The 17,023-nt window shown below is 37.3% G+C and carries 9 protein-coding genes; 4 read left to right on the plus strand and 5 right to left on the minus strand.

Annotation, left to right across the window (positions count from 1 at the left end):
* Positions 1 to 108 precede the first annotated feature (108 nt).
* Both ispG and ctpC read left to right on the plus strand, forming a co-directional pair.
* On the plus strand, positions 109 to 1,329 hold the full coding sequence (gene ispG, locus NMG88_RS14195) for a (E)-4-hydroxy-3-methylbut-2-enyl-diphosphate synthase (RefSeq protein WP_042154562.1): 1,221 nt from the start codon (positions 109 to 111) through the stop codon (positions 1,327 to 1,329).
* A gap of 152 nt (positions 1,330 to 1,481) precedes the next feature.
* Entirely contained in the window at positions 1,482 to 2,768 is a 1,287-nt protein-coding gene (ctpC, locus tag NMG88_RS14200) for a carboxyl-terminal processing protease CtpC (RefSeq protein ID WP_042154560.1), read from the plus strand.
* A 48-nt stretch (positions 2,769 to 2,816) separates the two neighbouring features.
* Here the strand turns inward: ctpC and NMG88_RS14205 are convergent, their stop codons facing one another.
* Together NMG88_RS14205 and NMG88_RS14210 are read right to left on the minus strand one after the other, a co-directional pair.
* Entirely contained in the window at positions 2,817 to 4,226 is a 1,410-nt protein-coding gene (locus NMG88_RS14205; RefSeq protein WP_235765834.1) for a DUF2079 domain-containing protein, read from the minus strand.
* A gap of 53 nt (positions 4,227 to 4,279) precedes the next feature.
* Positions 4,280 to 5,605 (minus strand): mannosyltransferase family protein, encoded by a 1,326-nt coding sequence (locus tag NMG88_RS14210; RefSeq protein ID WP_254035554.1) that lies wholly within the window; start codon positions 5,603 to 5,605, stop codon positions 4,280 to 4,282.
* Positions 5,606 to 5,873: 268 nt separating this feature from the next.
* On the opposite strand from NMG88_RS14210, the gene NMG88_RS14215 reads away from it, so the two are divergent.
* Both NMG88_RS14215 and NMG88_RS14220 read left to right on the plus strand, forming a co-directional pair.
* The gene (locus NMG88_RS14215) at positions 5,874 to 6,953 is read left to right on the plus strand and encodes an AI-2E family transporter (protein ID WP_026788102.1); all 1,080 of its coding nucleotides are present in this window, start codon (positions 5,874 to 5,876) and stop codon (positions 6,951 to 6,953) included.
* 83 nt (positions 6,954 to 7,036) lie between these two features.
* Positions 7,037 to 8,104, plus strand: coding sequence for an ABC transporter permease (locus NMG88_RS14220; protein WP_026788103.1), 1,068 nt, complete (start codon positions 7,037 to 7,039; stop codon positions 8,102 to 8,104).
* A gap of 4 nt (positions 8,105 to 8,108) precedes the next feature.
* On the opposite strand, the gene NMG88_RS14225 is transcribed toward NMG88_RS14220, so the two are convergent.
* The 3 genes from NMG88_RS14225 to NMG88_RS14235 all read right to left on the minus strand — a co-directional run bounded on the left by NMG88_RS14225 (position 8,109) and on the right by NMG88_RS14235 (position 16,911).
* The gene (locus tag NMG88_RS14225) at positions 8,109 to 9,746 is read right to left on the minus strand and encodes an HD-GYP domain-containing protein (protein ID WP_141293084.1); all 1,638 of its coding nucleotides are present in this window, start codon (positions 9,744 to 9,746) and stop codon (positions 8,109 to 8,111) included.
* Between the two features lie 96 nt (positions 9,747 to 9,842).
* A complete protein-coding gene (locus tag NMG88_RS14230; protein WP_042154552.1) occupies positions 9,843 to 10,124 on the minus strand; it encodes a 4a-hydroxytetrahydrobiopterin dehydratase in 282 nt (93 codons plus the stop codon).
* Between the two features lie 508 nt (positions 10,125 to 10,632).
* Positions 10,633 to 16,911, minus strand: a complete 6,279-nt coding sequence (locus NMG88_RS14235) for an AAA family ATPase (RefSeq protein ID WP_235765832.1) — start codon at positions 16,909 to 16,911, stop codon at positions 10,633 to 10,635.
* Between the last annotated feature and the right edge of the window lie 112 nt (positions 16,912 to 17,023).

The raw sequence follows: 17,023 nt of genomic DNA on the forward strand, positions 1-17,023 counted from the left end.
TTAACTATCCGCGATGGGTAATTCCCTAAATGCCCCTTTTGTGGCAATCTATTAATCAATAGGAGAAAAAATTCCGATCGCTATATTGACAAAAATCAATTATTAACTATGCAAACTTTACCTATTTCCACCCAAACCCCGGCTAGTCAAACATCGGTGGATACGATGATTCACCGCCGTCAAACCCGTCCTGTCCAGGTAGGGACGGTTACTATTGGGGGCGGTCATCCCGTGGTTGTCCAATCAATGATTAATGAGGATACGATGGACATTGAGGGGGCGACGGCGGCGGTGCGTCGTCTGCATGAAATTGGCTGTGAAATTGTGCGGGTGACGGTTCCCAGTGTGGGTCATGCCACCGCCGTAGGGAAAATTAAACAGAAATTAGCCCAAACCTATCAACCTGTGCCCCTGGTGGCGGACGTTCATCATAATGGCATGAAAATTGCTTTGGAAGTGGCAAAATATGTGGACAAAGTAAGAATTAATCCGGGGTTATATGTATTTGAAAAACCGAAAAGCGATCGCACGGAATATACCCCAACTGAATTCAATGAAATTGGTGATAAAATTAGACAAACTTTAGAACCTTTAGTTGTTTCTTTGCGCGATCAAGGTAAGGCGATGCGGATTGGGGTAAATCATGGTTCCTTAGCCGAAAGAATGTTATTTACCTATGGTGATACCCCTGAAGGCATGGTGGAATCGGCGTTAGAATTTATTAAAATTTGTGAATCTTTGGATTTTCAAAATATTGTTATTTCCCTGAAAGCTTCCCGGGTTCCGGTGATGGTGGCGGCTAACCGTTTAATGGTGAAACGGATGGATGAATTAGGCATGGATTATCCCTTACATTTAGGGGTGACAGAAGCCGGAGATGGAGAATATGGCCGAATTAAATCAACGGCGGGAATTGGCACTTTATTAGCAGCAGGAATTGGTGATACAATTCGGGTTTCTTTAACTGAAGCTCCTGAAAAAGAAATCCCGGTTTGTTATAGTATTCTGCAAGCTTTAGGACTGCGGAAAACCATGGTTGAATATGTGGCTTGTCCTTCCTGCGGTCGAACTTTATTTAATTTAGAAGAAGTCTTACATCAAGTTCGTGAAGCCACAAAACATTTAACGGGTTTAGATATTGCGGTGATGGGATGTATTGTGAATGGGCCGGGCGAAATGGCCGACGCCGACTATGGTTATGTCGGTAAACAACCGGGTTTTATTTCCCTATATCGGGGTCGAGAGGAGATTAAAAAAGTCCCTGAAACCCAAGGGGTTGAAGAATTAATTAGTTTGATTAAAGCCGATGGTCGTTGGGTTGATCCTTAATTAATTCAAAGCAGTGCGAGCGTCCTCGCTCGCTAATTAATATTGATAACTACTTTTATATCCTGAACCAAGAATCAATACCGGAAAGCTGAAACCTGTGCTAAATTGGGCGTATTGATATTGAAATTTCTATTTTCTAGTTCAGCAAACCGATGATTATTTCGAGAAGTGGGCTGGTTCTTGGGGCGACGGCAATGATGTTAACGGCTGTAACCGTTGCCGGAGCAGGAATTCATCTTTCTAGTCAGGCATCCTTTCGGGAAAGCCCAAAGGAGTTGATTGATGAAGTTTGGCAGGTGATCCAAAAAAGTTATGTTGATGGAACATTTAATCAGGTGGACTGGTCTGCTACTCGCACCGAATATTTAAACCGGAACTATACCGACGACGAACAGGCTTACAAAGCCATTCGGGAAATGTTGAAGAAGCTAGATGACCCCTATACTCGCTTCATGAACCCCGAAGAATTCAAAAATATGCAAATTGACACCTCCGGGGAGTTGACGGGGGTAGGGATTCAATTAACCCAGGATGAAGACACGAAAAAGTTAGTGGTGATTTCACCCATTGAGGATTCCCCCGCCTTTAGTGCTGGGGTTCAATCCCAGGATATTATTACTGAAATTGATGGTCGCAGTACCGAGGGCATGGATATTAATGCAGCGGTGAGTTTAATTCGCGGGCCAGTGGGTACGAAGGTTAATATTAAAGTTCTTCGGGGCGATAAACCTTTGGATTTTAATATTACTCGCGATCGCATTGAAATCCATCCGGTTCGTGCTTCTAAAAATCCTAGTTCTAGGGGAGATATTGGTTATATTCGCCTAAATACTTTTAGCGCCAATGCTTCAGAAGAAATGCGAGAAGCGATTAATGATTTAGAAAAACAAAATGTCTCCGGTTATATCCTAGATTTACGCTCAAATCCGGGGGGGTTACTCTATTCTAGTATTGAAATTGCGCGGATGTGGCTGAATCAAGGAGATATTGTTTCTACGGTTGATCGTCAGGGTGAAACTGACCGTCAAAAGGCAAATAATCGGGCTTTAACCACTAAACCTTTAGTAATTTTAGTCGATGGTGGATCAGCCAGTGCCAGCGAAATTTTATCTGGTGCATTACAGGATAATAAACGGGCAGTTTTAGTCGGAACAAAAACCTTTGGAAAGGGGTTAGTTCAGTCGGTCAGAGGCGTGGGAAAAGGTTCGGGTTTAGCCGTAACTATTGCTAAGTATTTTACCCCCAGTGGTCGAGATATTAACCATGAAGGAATTCAACCGGATGTTAAAGTTGAACTCACCGAAAAACAACGGGATGAGTTAAGGAAAGATCGGACTAAAGTGGGGACAACGAGTGATCCTCAATATGTGAAGGGGTTGGAAATTCTTGGGGCTGAAATTTCTAAGGCTAAACAGGGAACTCAAGCTCAATCTAAATAATTAAAAGTTGTTGGTCTTGTTGTTGGGCTTTATCCCAACAACGAAAGATTATTTTAAAACAGAATCTTGTTCAAATAACCAAACATCATCCTGATGATATTTTAATTGAAAATCAGGATGATTTTTTAATCGATTTACTAATTCGATCACTAATTCGGGAGAACTCGGCCATCCGGGGTGACGTTGGTTTAATAAAACATATTGAAAGGGTTCTAAATCCGTCTGTTCTCGCCCTTGGATAGCTAATTGGAGGATAGGACGGTGGGTAAGGTGGGGGGCAATTTTATCCGTGGTTAAAACAGGATTTTGGGTTTTAATATAGGTTAGGGCTTCCCGTGTAGCTTGCCAATTATCGAGGGTTTGGAGATATCGGGAGGCGAAATAACCATATTTTGCTAGGGCGAAAAAGCAAATTAAAGACCATAAAATTATCCATTTTTTTTGTTTTATCCATCCTCCCCCTGTCGATAAATTGGCAATAATAGCTAATAAAAGAAAGGGGAAAATAGTTAAGGAATATTGTTGCGTTAAGTTCTTCATTTGGGGATTTTCTGCTAACAGATTTAAAAATAAAATGGGTGCCGCCCCCATTAAAGGAGTTAAATGTCGCCAAGAGAGTCCCCAAATTAAGGGAATTAAGAGTAAAAATAAATACTCTAAATTAGCTAAGGTCAAGATTTTACTTAATACTAATCCAGGTTTTAATATAATATTTAAGCTGATTTCAAATAGAGAATTTCCCAGGAAACTATAGACTCCAACGGCGATGGGTGGCGCTTGGGAAAAGTGGGGGATAATCCATTCTGTAGAGAGGAAAAACCAGCATATTCCTGAAAGAATTGCGATCGCAGCACAACGGCGTTTTTTTTCAAATATCCATAACCAAATCCCCATGGCTATTAATACTAAAGATAAAACTTCTTTACAGCCTAAAATAATAAAAATCGAGATAATAAATCCTAAAATATGATTATTTCTAGCTGCTAAAACAGCATATAAAATCGCAGGTAAGGCGATTACTTCGGGGTGAAAATCAAATAAATTAACATTAAAAATTAAAGGATATAATAGATAGACAAAAGCCAGGGTTTGAGCTTGGGTTTCTTTTAATCCCGCTTGTAAAGATAGTTGATAGGTGGGTAATGCACCGAGAGAAAGGGAAATCGCTTGAATAGCAAATAACCAATGAATATCGGGGTAAAGTTTATAAAATAGGGCAATAATATAAAGAATATAGGCGGCATGATCCCCTAGAATATGTAACCCTCGAAAATAAACAAAGGGTTCTTTTCCTTGACTAATTAAGTAAATTCCATTATCAAAAATCCCTAAATCATAGGCATTAGATTGAAAGAAAAAATGCCGTAAACTACTACAAGCAAATAAAATTAAGCTACTGATAATAACTCCCGTTAATACAGGATGAACTTTAATTTTTTTTTCTGAAAATAATATCATTTTTTATCTTATTTATTAAAGATTCTATATTTTCCTGTATTGCCCTTTTTATATTAACTTACCCAAAGATGTTGGGCAAAGCGAATTGAAAAACTAATCAGTAAGAGGGCAAAAAATCCCAAGGTTAGATAACCCCAACGGCGATGATGGGATAACATCACTCCTAACGCTAAACTAATAGAAATAATACCATAGGTTAAACGACTTAGAGAAATTGTACCCCCAGAGGCTAATAATAAACCCAAGGCAAAAAAGCCATAATTAACCGATACTAAACTAAGTTCATGGCGTAAATACCAGAGTAAATAAACTCCTCCCAAAATAATAGTTGTATTCAGGAAAGGATCACCAGCAATTAGCCATAAAATGATGATTAATAAAAATAAAATATAATCAAATTTTGCCTTTCCTAATTGATGCCGATAACGCCAAATACAATATCCTATTATAGCAATTATTATCACTAAAAGTGGATGCCAAGGGTCAACAATTGTGCCTTGTTTCCAATTTTGAGAACCGATCAAAATTTGCATAATCATTTTTAACCATCCCTGACTATCAAATCCAGTTTGGCGTTGCCATTGGGTATGTTGGACGGTAATAAAAGCAATGGGATTATTGAATTTAATCCAACAATATAGGCTATAAAATAATAAACCACCACCACTTAAAAATCCTGAAAAATATGCGATCGCAGGCTTTCGTTTTTGCCAGGATGTAATTAAAAAAGCCGGAATTAAAGCCAGTCCAGTAATGCGGGTTGCCGTGGCTAAACTGCCCCATAAAATCACTTGAGGATATTTTTTTAAATCAAATGCTCGGAGGGCGGCGGTACTCAGAAATAAAAACAAACCTTCAGTATAAATAACACTCCCAAAAATAGATAACGGACACCAAGCTAAAACAGCCGTTGTCCAACGAGCAGCTTGAGGATTATTAGTAGTTTCAACCCATTTATACAGTAAAATTAAAGCTCCAAAAAAAGCTAAATTATTAATTAAAGTTCCCGCTACTTCAAAGGGTAAACCTAAATTCATTAACCCGCGAATTAACAAAGGAAATAGGGGGAAAAATGCCACATTTCCACCGGGTTCATTTTGATTAATTACCTCATATCCAGAGGTGGCAATACCCTGATATAATGGACTATCCCAAGCCGAAAATATTTGCCAACCCCAGGCAATTTTTACCGTTTCTGTTTCCGAGGAAACTTGCTGCAATTGGGCTATTATAAAAAAAACTAATAAAATAAGACTGCGACTAAGTACCCCCATGGTGATGGCAAAAATCACGCCTTGGGATTGACAAAATTGGCTGATTTGGATTAAATAATACCTTAACTTTGCTAGAATTTGAGTTAGACTATTAATTAAATTCATCGGTTAAATTTTCTGCCCCGTGTACGGGTGAATAATTATTGGTTTTAGTTTATAATTAAAGTAATTGTATCAAGAATGAGGCAATTATAAATCGGTTGTAATCATTAAAAGCTATTGTCCCCATTACCCATTACCTATCACGGATTTAAGCAGATTACACAGATTAAAATCCATGAAATCCGTGAAATCCTCTTAAATCCGTGATCCTATTTCCTGTTATGCCAAAATAGGGTAAACTACTGTAGGTTTTCAGGTTTCGATTTTTCCCATGAGCAATTCTGTATTTTCACCCTTACAAAATCGTTTACTCACTTGTTTGCTTATTTTAGTAGTGGGTTGGTTAAGTTTTCAATTATTAGGTTATGTTGGAGAGTTAATTAGTTTATTAGTAACCTCTGGATTAATTGCTTTTTTACTTAACTATGCAGTGGCAAAATTAGAGCGCTTTATTCCTAGGGGAATAGCGGCAGCTTTAGTCTATTTAGTTGCTATTTTAACCTTTGTAATTATTGGGTTAACTATTGTCCCTCCGGTCTTTAATCAAGGACGACAATTGATCACACGCTTACCAGAATTAATTGAATCAGGACGACAACAGTTAGCTGAATTTCAAGTCTGGAGTGTTGACCGTAATTTACCCTTTGATGTGGGGATTTTACAACAACAACTGTTATCTAAAATTCAGGGAACCATTGAACCTATTTTTGCCGGAAGTTTGGGGATAGTTTTAGGAACCTTTAATTGGTTTTTTGACTTAATTTTTATCTTGGTAATTGCCTTTTATATGTTATTAGATGGGGAGCGGTTATGGAAAATTTTAATCACTATTCTATCCCCACAAATTCGAGAAGTGATCACGATTTCCTTAAAACGAAATTTGAAAAAATTTGTCCTGGGACAAACCTTGCAAGGAATATTTATGACATCCATTTTAACCGTTGCCTTTTTTATGCTTAAAGTTCCCTATTTCCTATTATTTGCAGTTGTGATTGGATTACTGGAAATTATTCCCTTTGTGGGGGCAACATTAGGCATTGGAAGTGTCACTTTTATTGTAGCTTTTATTGATTGGTGGATGGCTTTACAGGTGTTAGCAGTTGCCGTTTCCGTTCAACAAGTGAAGGATAATATTGTTGCTCCTCGAATTATGGGGGATTTAACTGGATTAAGCCCCGTTGTTATTTTCAGCGCTTTATTATTAGGAGGAAAAATTGGGGGATTATTAGGATTTATTCTGGCAATTCCCATGGCAGGAGTAATTAAAAGTATCGTTGAGGTGGTTTTTGATCCGACTTTACCCCCTCAAACGGGTTCATTTTTTTATAATCCCTTAAACCCACAGGAATAGGTAATAGGTAATGGGTAATGGGGGAAAATGTTTTCAAAAATAGAGATGAATTTTATTGTTTTGAGAGTGAAAAAAGCTGAACTATGAAATGGTGGCAACGACTAAAAACGAATCCTTTAGCTCAATTTGGGGCTGGAATTTTACTGTTATTTTATTTAGTGGTAATTGCGGCAAATTTTGTTGCACCCTATAGTCCTTATGAATCCCAACTTAACGCTTCTTTATTACCCCCGACCCAAATTTATTGGTATGATCAAAAAGGGCAATGGATAGGCGCCCATGTTTATCCCACTACTCAAGGCCCGGTTGATATTGAAACCGGAAAACGTGAAATTAATCTTGATAAAAGTCAGCCTAGTCCAGTGCGATTTTTTGTGCCGGGAGAACCTTATAAAATTCTAGGAATAATTCCTTTTGATCGTCATTTATTCGGGACTGTAGGGGCTGGAAAAATTAACTTACTCGGCACAGATGAACAGGCTAGAGATCAGTTTAGTCGCCTAGTTCATGGGGGGCGAATTAGTCTAAGTATTGGATTAGTAGGAATTATGATTTCTTTTCCGTTAGGAATGATTTTTGGCGGGATTTCTGGGTATTTTGGCGGATGGTTAGATAGCTTAATTATGCGAATTGTTGAAGTTTTAATGACGATTCCAGGGTTATATTTATTGGTGGCATTAGCAGCCGTTTTACCGCCCCAAATTAGCAGTACCCAGCGTTTTTTGTTAATTGTGGTGATTATTTCTTTTATTAGTTGGGCTGGTTTAGCGCGGGTGATTCGAGGGCAGGTTTTATCAATTAAGGAACAACAATTTGTGCAAGCATCAAGGGCAATTGGTGCAAGTCCGTTGTATATTATCACCCGTCATGTTCTGCCCCAAACGGCTACTTATTTGATTATTTCGGCTACCTTAGCGATTCCTAGTTTTATTATTTCAGAATCGGTTTTAAGTTTAATTGGACTAGGGATTCAACCCCCCGATCCCTCCTGGGGAAATTTACTTTCTTCTGCTACCAATGCCTCAATTTTAGTCCTACAACCTTGGTTGATTTGGCCGCCCGCTATTTTAATTATTTTGACAGTTTTAGCCTTTAATTTATTAGGAGATGGGTTAAGAGATGCCCTTGATCCGCGCAGTATTCAACGATAAAATTCTAGGCTAATTCCATCACCACATCAATACTATGTCCTAATACTTCATAAACTTTCCGTTGTTTAAATAGCTCTAAACAATCGGCATTAATGGTATTTTTAGAGGCTTCTTGTTGTAGAATTTTCAATGCGGTAACGGTGGGTAATCCGCTTTTATAAGGGCGATCGCCAGCCGTTAAAGCATCATAAATATCGGCGATCGTAATGATTTGAGCTTGAATCGGAATATCGGCGCTTGTTAACCCCAAGGGATACCCAGTTCCATTCAGTTTTTCATGATGGCGATAGGCAATCATGGGCACATTTTTTAAATCATTTGTCCAAGGAATTTGTTTTAAAAATGCGTAGGTATAACTAACATGGGATTCAATCCTTTCCCGTTCTTCTGGGGTTAAAGTCCCTTGATGGATCAACAGTTGATCAATTTCTTCTGGAGTTAATAAAGGTTTCATTTCTCCATCTAAATCGCGGTAGGTTATTTGGGCAACTTCTCGCAGTTGATTTAAGGGAATTTCTGCTAAAACTTTAGGTTCATTAGCTTCTAATAAAATCGTCCAATATTTACTTAATTTAGTGACAGATTGCGATAATTTTTGATCCGATTCTTGCAAAGATTGACAGAATATACATTCTTCTTCCTGGGGTAGCTTTTGGGCAGAATGTTGCAATAAATGTTCATATTTTCTCTGAATTGATTCTGCTTCTAAGGTGCGTTGAGCTAAGGCAAATCGATGACGGATTACTTCTAATTGAGTAGGATAGAGTTTTTTGGGTTTGGTTAAAATGGCTTCGGGAACCCCGACTTTTCCAAAATCATGTAATAGGGCTGCATAGCGTAATTCTTGCAATTGACGCTCACTAAATGTAATTTCAGAGAGGGAACCAAAGTTAGTTTGACTCACTTCTTGACTTAAACGCACAGCTAATTCTGCGACTCTTTCTGAGTGACCACAAGTGCAGGGATCTCTGGCTTCAATCACTTCTACCGATGCTTTAACAAATCCCTCAAACAAATTTTCAATACTTTCTTGTAAATGATTTCTTTCAATCGAAATAGCAGCCTGGGAAGCCAGCGATCGCAAAACTCGCTCCTCCCATTTAGAATAGGATTTTGTTGCTTCTATGGCATTTTCTGGCGTAATCTTGATATCAGGGTTAACCTTACGATTAATTAATTGTAATACCCCGATCACTTCCCCCTTGCGGTTTTGCATTGGAACCACTAAAACTGAACGGGTACGATAACTAATATTTTCATCAAAACTCCGATCTAGTTGATAGGGTTCATGTATGGGTAAATCATAGGCATCGGGAATATTTAAAGAAACCGAATTTAAAGCCACATATCCGGCTAAACTGCGAGGGGTTAAGGGGATAGCAAATTCTTTAAAAGATAAGTTAGGTAAAGACGCATTTTGAGCAATTTTAAACAGTAATTTTGAGTTATTATCACTGTGATCCAAAAGATAAACACTTCCCGCATCACTGGACGTAATTTCACGACTTTTAGCTAAAATTAAATTCAGCAGGGAGCTTAAATCTTCAGTTCCAGATAAGGCAGTACCAATATCGAGAAGTTTCTCAATTAGTTCCGCTTGTTCATCAAATTCAGGCAAGAACTTGGGGTTATTAAAAATCATCTTTCTTCAACACAGCTAAAGCTGCGAATTCAAATGGGGAAATAGCAAAGGCTTATGGGGTATTCTATCATAAAAAAAACGGCAGTATTCTTAAGATTAAAGCAGTGTTGAGATTTGTCGCGCTAGGGCAAAATCTTTTTCGGTTAAGCCCCCAGCATCATGACTGGTTAAGCTAATGGTCACTTTATTGTAGGAAATTTCTAAATCCGGGTGATGTCCCGCCGTTTCCGCAGGTTCAACAAGTTTGTTAACAAATGCAATCGCTTCAATAAAATCTTTAAAGGTTTTGACTATTTTTAAATGCTTTCCTTCCACTTTCCAGTCGGGAATTTGACTAGAAAGTTCTTGAATTTGGCTAGAATTGAGTAGTGCAACCATGGGATTATTGGGGATAAAAATAAATTGATTATAAAAAAAATACTATCCGCCCTCACCCAGCCCTGGTTTTAGCCGTTGCCATTCCAGATCGGGCGAGAGCGGTAAGCGCGGGTCTCTTGAATCGGAACCTGACTGCCGGAAGATCACTCTAATAAGTCCGGTTATCTAGGTCAACAAGTGTCCTAAAAGAACACAAACTTAGCACTAGAGGACAGCCCCGGCGCACAGCCGGCATTTTCCAATCAAGTGACCCATGGGTTTACTACCTTCAATCATGGGCATCACCTCCTTGATTCCCTAAACGGTTTAATTCGTTCAGTGTTTATGCTTTTTAAGATAACACAATATTTCAGAATTGTACACCCCAATTGGTAAAAAAATCAAATACTTTCCAGAGGTGAAATTAAGATTTTGCAATCTAACAGATCGCTCATAATTAGGTAATGGGTAATAGGTAAATAGGTAATAGTTAATAGGTAATAGGTAATAGGTAATTCGTAATTCGTAATTACCCATTACTCATTTTCGATAAACAGCGTTCTAAATAAATTTGAGCCACTTGATCTTGGGGATTGCGATCTAGACATTCTTGGAATAACTGTGCCGCCTCTGAGTAACGTTCTAAATAATACTGCATTAATCCATACTCAAAGGTAGTTTTTGTAATTAATTTCCCCGCTTTAATTTCGGGTAAATCTGCATCAAACACCTCATAGACAGTAACAGCATCGGATTTTCCTTTGACTTTTACCCGATCAATAATTCTAAACGCATATTGATTAGCGTCTTCTAAAGCCATAAAAGTCCAATGGGTAATTAATAAAGAAACCCCATAATTTTTAGTTAAATTTTCAATCCGAGAAGCCACATTCACCGAATCACTAATCACCGTACTATCCAGGCGATTTTTACCCCCGACAATTCCCAACATTAATCCCCCGGTATTAATGCCAATGCCAATTTTAATTGGGGGACGATCGGGGCGTTGGCGGGTTTCATTATAGTCATTAAGTCGATTAATCATCTCCACTCCAGCTCGTACAGAATCATCGGCAGATCCGCCAAATAATGCCATAATTTCATCCCCAATATATTTATCAATAAACCCATAATTATCAACAATTGCAGGCTCCATACGACTTAAAAAAGCATTAATAAATTTAAAATTATCTTCGGGTGTCATATCTTCAGATAGGCTAGTAAAATCCCGAATATCAGCAAATAAAATCGACATTTCTTTTTGAACTGCCGCCCCTAACTGCACTTCTACAATACTTTCATAACCCAAAAAAGAAAGAAATTCATGGGGAACAAATCGCGCCGCTGCGTCGGTTAATTCAAATTCAGAATCTAGGGCTTCATCTAAATGAAGATTCAATTCTGAGAGTTTTTGCATAAATTGAATTCGATCTTCTTCGGCTTTTTTTCGCTCGGTAATATCAACCACAAAACCTTCATAATAAAGTAATTGATTCTGCTCATTAAATACAGACCGGGCATTTTCAGAAATCCAAATAATACTGCCATCTTTACGATAGGCTTTAAATTCAAATCCTGAAACTTCTCCCTGCTGATCAATTAATTGTTTAAAATCCTTTCGCCTTTGGGAATCAACATAAAGTTCTTCTTGAACATTAGTAATCATCGACATTAAATCCCAGGGAGAATCATAACCTAAAATTCTGGCTAGGGCGGGATTTGCACTAATATAACGTCCGGTGGGTGTAGTTTGAAATAAGCCTTCACTAGCATTTTCAAAAATACTGCGATATTTTTCTTCCGCCTGTCTTAATGCTTGTTCAGTTTGCTGACGTTTAGTAATATCTTGAAAGGCGAGAATTGCATAGGCTAAATCCCCATGTTCGTCATAGGTTGGTGTCACCCAATTTTCAATCAAAATGGTTTTATCCCCTTGATTGACTTCTAAAATAAAGGTGGTGTCTTGGGTCGAGTTAGAGAAATTATCATCGGAAATTGGGGCATAGGATAGATGGTTTTGAAACCCGTTAAGATAGGCTTGGTAAATATTAGATAAGGCATCACAGACCACTCCAGGAATCACTTTAGTTTTGAGTAATTCCTGAGCTTTTTGATTGGTATAATAGGGCTTTCCTGTGGGATCTAAAACAGCAACACCCACGGGAATTCCTTCTAAAAATTGTGTCATCTGTCGTTCATTATTTCTAACCTGGGAATACAGTTTAGCATTATCAATGGAAATTGCAGCTTGAGAAAATAGGATTTTCAGAACTTCTAATCTTTCTGGGGTAAACACTGCGGTTGTTAAGTTATTTTCAAGATACAGAATTCCAATCAATTTTCCTCTATTTTTAATCGGAGTCATTAAAATAGATCGGGATTGATGATGTTCCAAATAGGGATCATGACGATATCGCGGTTCTTGACGAGCATCGGATAAAATCACAAATTCTTGGGTTTGAATCACCGTATTCAGAATTAAAAGCGGTAGGTTTTCACTCTCCTCTATGGGTAGGGATTTTAATAAGGAATGAATTTCAATGGAGTCCCCATTTAAAGGATTTAAACTAGCGATCGCTTCAATCACTAAGTTGCCCGATTTAAACAAAAGAATACAACATTTTTCTGCTCCAGCATTTTGAATCACCACTTGAATTAATCGCCTCAAAAGCTGCTCTAAATCAATTTCTTGAGATAGGGCTTGAGAGGCTTTGGTCACCGTTGCTAAATCAAGAGCAGCCGAACCCCCATTACTACTTGATATAATTGTTTCTTCGGTATTTGTATTGATTGTGACTCCAGTTTTAGGGACAATAATTTGTTCCAAAATAGAATCTAACAGTTGAGAATAACGAGATTCTAAAATCTTAACTTTAGCAAAAGCGCCCCAATGAGCATAACCATAATAGGCATCAATTAGGTATACCCGAGCAATTTTTTCTTTTCCCCAATCTAAATAAAATTGAGCCGCTAATTCATAACCGAGGGCTTCTTCCTGAATAAATTGATGGGTTTGAGCCCAATCGATCGCTTGTTCAAAGGCTTCCATCACTTTAACATAATTCCCTTGAATTCGGTTATATTCGGCTTCTACCAAATAAAAATAATGGGAAAAATTTACCGGAGTCAAGGTAGCATAGATTTTTAGTTTTTCAAGATTTAAGGAAATTGTTTCTAAAATACGAGCCTGTTGCTCCCCAGAATATTCAGAATAGAGGGCTAGATTAATTAAAGATTGATAACAGTAAAAAATCGGTAAGAAAATGAAATAGGTTTGTCTATCTAAATATAATTCGGCTTGTTGACACCACTCCCGCGCCTGTTGAAATTCCCCTAATCTATAGGTTAAAATCATAAAATTTAAAGCCAATTGAAACGGTATTTCTTGGGAAGAATGTCCAATTTCACTCATTTTTTGGATTTGGGTTTCAGCCTCAATTGAAAAATTAAGTAGGGTTTGGGGATCTAATTTCCCATTTAAAATTTGTAACTTTTGCTCATAGTGGGTCATAACCATAAGTTCCGATGGAGATTTAAAATCTCGAAACTGATTTAAGAAATACTCAATTTCTGATTCTAATTCCGATATATCTTTACCAACAATATCCGCTATTTTAATATAGGATTGAGCTAGACAATACCCTTGTTCAATATTCCCAAGTTCTTGAATTTGGTATGAGTATAGTTGTAGAGGTGATAACAGATTTTTTAAGGAATATTTATAGGGTTTAATTAGGGTATAAACTAATTTTTTGACATTAATTTTTAACTCATAATTCCCTAATTTAGCAGATAATTCTAAAGCCAATTCTCCCATTTCATTCCCTAATTCTATATCTCCTTGGGTACAAAGTATAAATCCGAAAGCTGCATAAACTAAACTAGATAAAGCGGTATTTCCCCGTTGACAGGATAAATTTACTAATGTGATTACCCTTATGGGAAATTGTTCAGGTATGGTAACGTAAGCTGAAGGAAAACTGGCGGTTAAAATAGTGAATAAACTCACTAAATTAGGATCGGATAATTCGGGCAAATCTAATAATTCTAAAGGGGATCTTCCCGCTAAATAATTGATAAAATTTTGCTTTAATTCTTGCCAAGATTCTAAAGGGGAATCATCTCCCAAACTCACATCAAGCTGTTGACAAACAGTTAAAGCAAGATTCACCGCATTTTGATCTTGATGTTGACTTCTATACCCTTGAATCAATAACTCATAAATTCTAACTTGATCCGATAGGGTTTTAGCCTGTTCTAATATAATCCTACCCCAATCATTTAGGGATTCAAAATCTTGACTTAAAGCCGCAACTTCTGTGGCTTCTGTATATAATTCTAAGGTTAATTGATAGTCGGTTTCCCAACTGTTGGCGGTTAATAATCCCATCCCGATCGCTAAATGTCCAACGGCCGTTGGATAGGCGGTGGTTATCTTTGCTTTGCGTCCTGCTATTAAGTTAAATAAGGCTAACTGATGACGTTCTTTTAGATTTTTAATTAAACCTACGCCTAAATTGAACTGATTAATAATATTCAATAAAGTTTCTGGCAAAAGTTCAGTTAAAATTGTTTCTATGGGTTGATCAAACCGTTTTTGAATTTGATTTAATAATAATTTTCCTATTTTTAAATGGGTCGCTTGTCGTTGAGAACTGGGAATTAAAAGATAGGCAGCTTGTTGAATTCGATCATGAATAAATTTATATTGATCAACTCCCGATTGTAATAGGGGTAAAGTTTCATCGGGATCAAATTGTGAACCCAAATCTACACCCATTTCTAGGGAATAAAATGGATAAATTTCTTTAACAATAACAATCAATTGAGCCTGAGCAGCAACTTCTAAGGCTTGTAAGATTTCTAAATAGGATATTTCTGTCACCGTTGCTAAATCAAAGGCATTAAATTGATGGCCTAAACAGGCAGCAAATTTTAAAATTTCCTGGGTTGCTTCTGGTAATTGTTGTAATTTATGAATAATTAAATCTAAAATATTAGGATTGACAAAACGAGTTTTGATTTCCGTTAAATCACATTGCCAACCCCTCAGTAAATCTTGATTACCAAGGGAAGATTGAGGCGGATGAAACCAGATTAGTTCTTCTGTATATAATGACTGGAGAAATTGACTCACAAAAAAAGGATTTCCTTGGGTTTGTTGGTTGACTAATTCCGTTAGGGGTTGAGCTAATTCTAAGGAACAAACTAATGTTTCTGCTATGATTTGATTAATGGCAGATTCTTCTAAAGGATTTAAAACAATCTGTTCAATCGGAATTCCTAAATTTTCTAAGGTTTTTAAGGTTTCTCTTAAAGGATGGGTTTCTCCGATTTCTTGATCCCGATAGGCTAGAATTAAAACTAGGGATTGGGATGAATTTTCAGGACTCATTAATACCTGAATTAATCTTAAAGATTCTATATCCGCCCATTGTAAATCATCCAAAAAAATAATTAAGGGATGGGGCGGTTGAGCAAAGACCTGAATTAACCTGAGAATTAAACGATTAAACTGATTTTGATCAAGATTTGCTTCTAATTCAGGAGTTAAAACTTGCTGATTTAATAAAGATTTAAGTTCGGGAATCACATCAACGAGAATCTGGGTTTTTTCTCCTAATACTTCTATTAGTTTGGTTTTCCAATCTTCAACTTTTGCGGGAGTTTCTGTTAAGATTTGTTGAATTAACTGTTTAATCCCTTGTACCCATCCCCAAAAGGGGGTATTATTTCTAAATTGATCAAATTTACCGGATATAAAATAAGCTTGATTTTGGATTGTTTTTTGATAAAACTCTTGAACCAGGGACGATTTTCCAATACCCGATTGACCCGTAACAACGATAATTCTGGATTGAATCTCTGGAAAGATTGAACTTAAATGAGCTAGTTCTGATTCCCGTCCATAAAACTTATCAGGAATAATAAAACGATCATTTAAGTCCATGCTGGCTAAAGGAAATAGAGGAATATCCCCGATTGTTTCCCACTGTTCTAAACATAATTCTAAATCATGTAATAATCCTGATGGGGTTTGATACCGTGCCTCTGGATTTTTAGCCATCAATTTTAAAATAATATTATTTAACATCAAAGGTAAAGAAGGTCTGATTTCAATTAAAGGCAAAGGTAAGAGGGCTAAATGGGCATGAATTAACTCTAAAGGTTCGGAAGACTGGAAGGGAAGTTTGCGCGTGAATAATTGATAAAGGGTAACACCCAAAGAATATAAATCTGTTCGATAATCAATACCTCGATGGGTTCTTCCTGTCTGTTCAGGGGACATATATGCTAAGGTTCCTTCTAACCCTTGAGAATTGAAAACTTCCTGATTTTGGCGGTCAAATTGGGTGGAAATACTAAAATCAATCAGTTGAATTTTTAGGGTTTCGGGATGTACTAAAATATTTTGCAGCTTCACATCTTTGTGAATAATTCGATGTTGATATAACTGTTCTAAAATTCGGGTAATTTCAATGGCAATTCTCAATAATTCACCCAAGGTTAATTCTCGACTCACCCAATAATCTGCCAAGGAAATATAACCTTGATCCTCCATAATTAAGGCAAACCCATTACTATAAGGTTCCAAATCCAGAATCGGAACAATTCCCTCTATATTTAGGTTTTTAGTAATCCGATATTGGTTCCTAAATTCGATCAAGGATGCGATGGTGGGGTATTCACTGCGTAATAATTTAATCACCACGGGGCGCTGGTCGGACAAACGAATTCCACGATAAACGAGTGTTCTCGAACCGTTATAAATAGGGTGAAGAATCTGATAGCCAGGTAAAGTGATCATAACGGGATTCTCGCTTATCGAAACTGGAAAGGAGTGTAGGTTAATCAACACCTCACCAGTTCAGTTGTTATCGGTTAGAAAAGGCAAGTTACGAAGCAATTGGGAATTAACG

Source organism: Planktothrix agardhii, assembly GCF_904830935.1.
Classification (GTDB): Bacteria; Cyanobacteriota; Cyanobacteriia; order Cyanobacteriales; family Microcoleaceae; genus Planktothrix; species Planktothrix agardhii.

What these genes read in the sequence shown, in the direction of transcription:
- ispG (WP_042154562.1), top strand. Translation starts at nt 109, where the DNA reads ATGCAAACTTTACCTATTTCCACCCAAACCCCGGCTAGTCAAACATCG.
- ctpC (WP_042154560.1), top strand. Translation starts at nt 1,482, where the DNA reads ATGATTATTTCGAGAAGTGGGCTGGTTCTTGGGGCGACGGCAATGATG.
- NMG88_RS14205 (WP_235765834.1), bottom strand. Translation starts at nt 4,226, where the DNA reads ATGATATTATTTTCAGAAAAAAAAATTAAAGTTCATCCTGTATTAACG.
- NMG88_RS14210 (WP_254035554.1), bottom strand. Translation starts at nt 5,605, where the DNA reads ATGAATTTAATTAATAGTCTAACTCAAATTCTAGCAAAGTTAAGGTAT.
- NMG88_RS14215 (WP_026788102.1), top strand. Translation starts at nt 5,874, where the DNA reads ATGAGCAATTCTGTATTTTCACCCTTACAAAATCGTTTACTCACTTGT.
- NMG88_RS14220 (WP_026788103.1), top strand. Translation starts at nt 7,037, where the DNA reads ATGAAATGGTGGCAACGACTAAAAACGAATCCTTTAGCTCAATTTGGG.
- NMG88_RS14225 (WP_141293084.1), bottom strand. Translation starts at nt 9,746, where the DNA reads ATGATTTTTAATAACCCCAAGTTCTTGCCTGAATTTGATGAACAAGCG.
- NMG88_RS14230 (WP_042154552.1), bottom strand. Translation starts at nt 10,124, where the DNA reads ATGGTTGCACTACTCAATTCTAGCCAAATTCAAGAACTTTCTAGTCAA.
- NMG88_RS14235 (WP_235765832.1), bottom strand. Translation starts at nt 16,911, where the DNA reads ATGATCACTTTACCTGGCTATCAGATTCTTCACCCTATTTATAACGGT.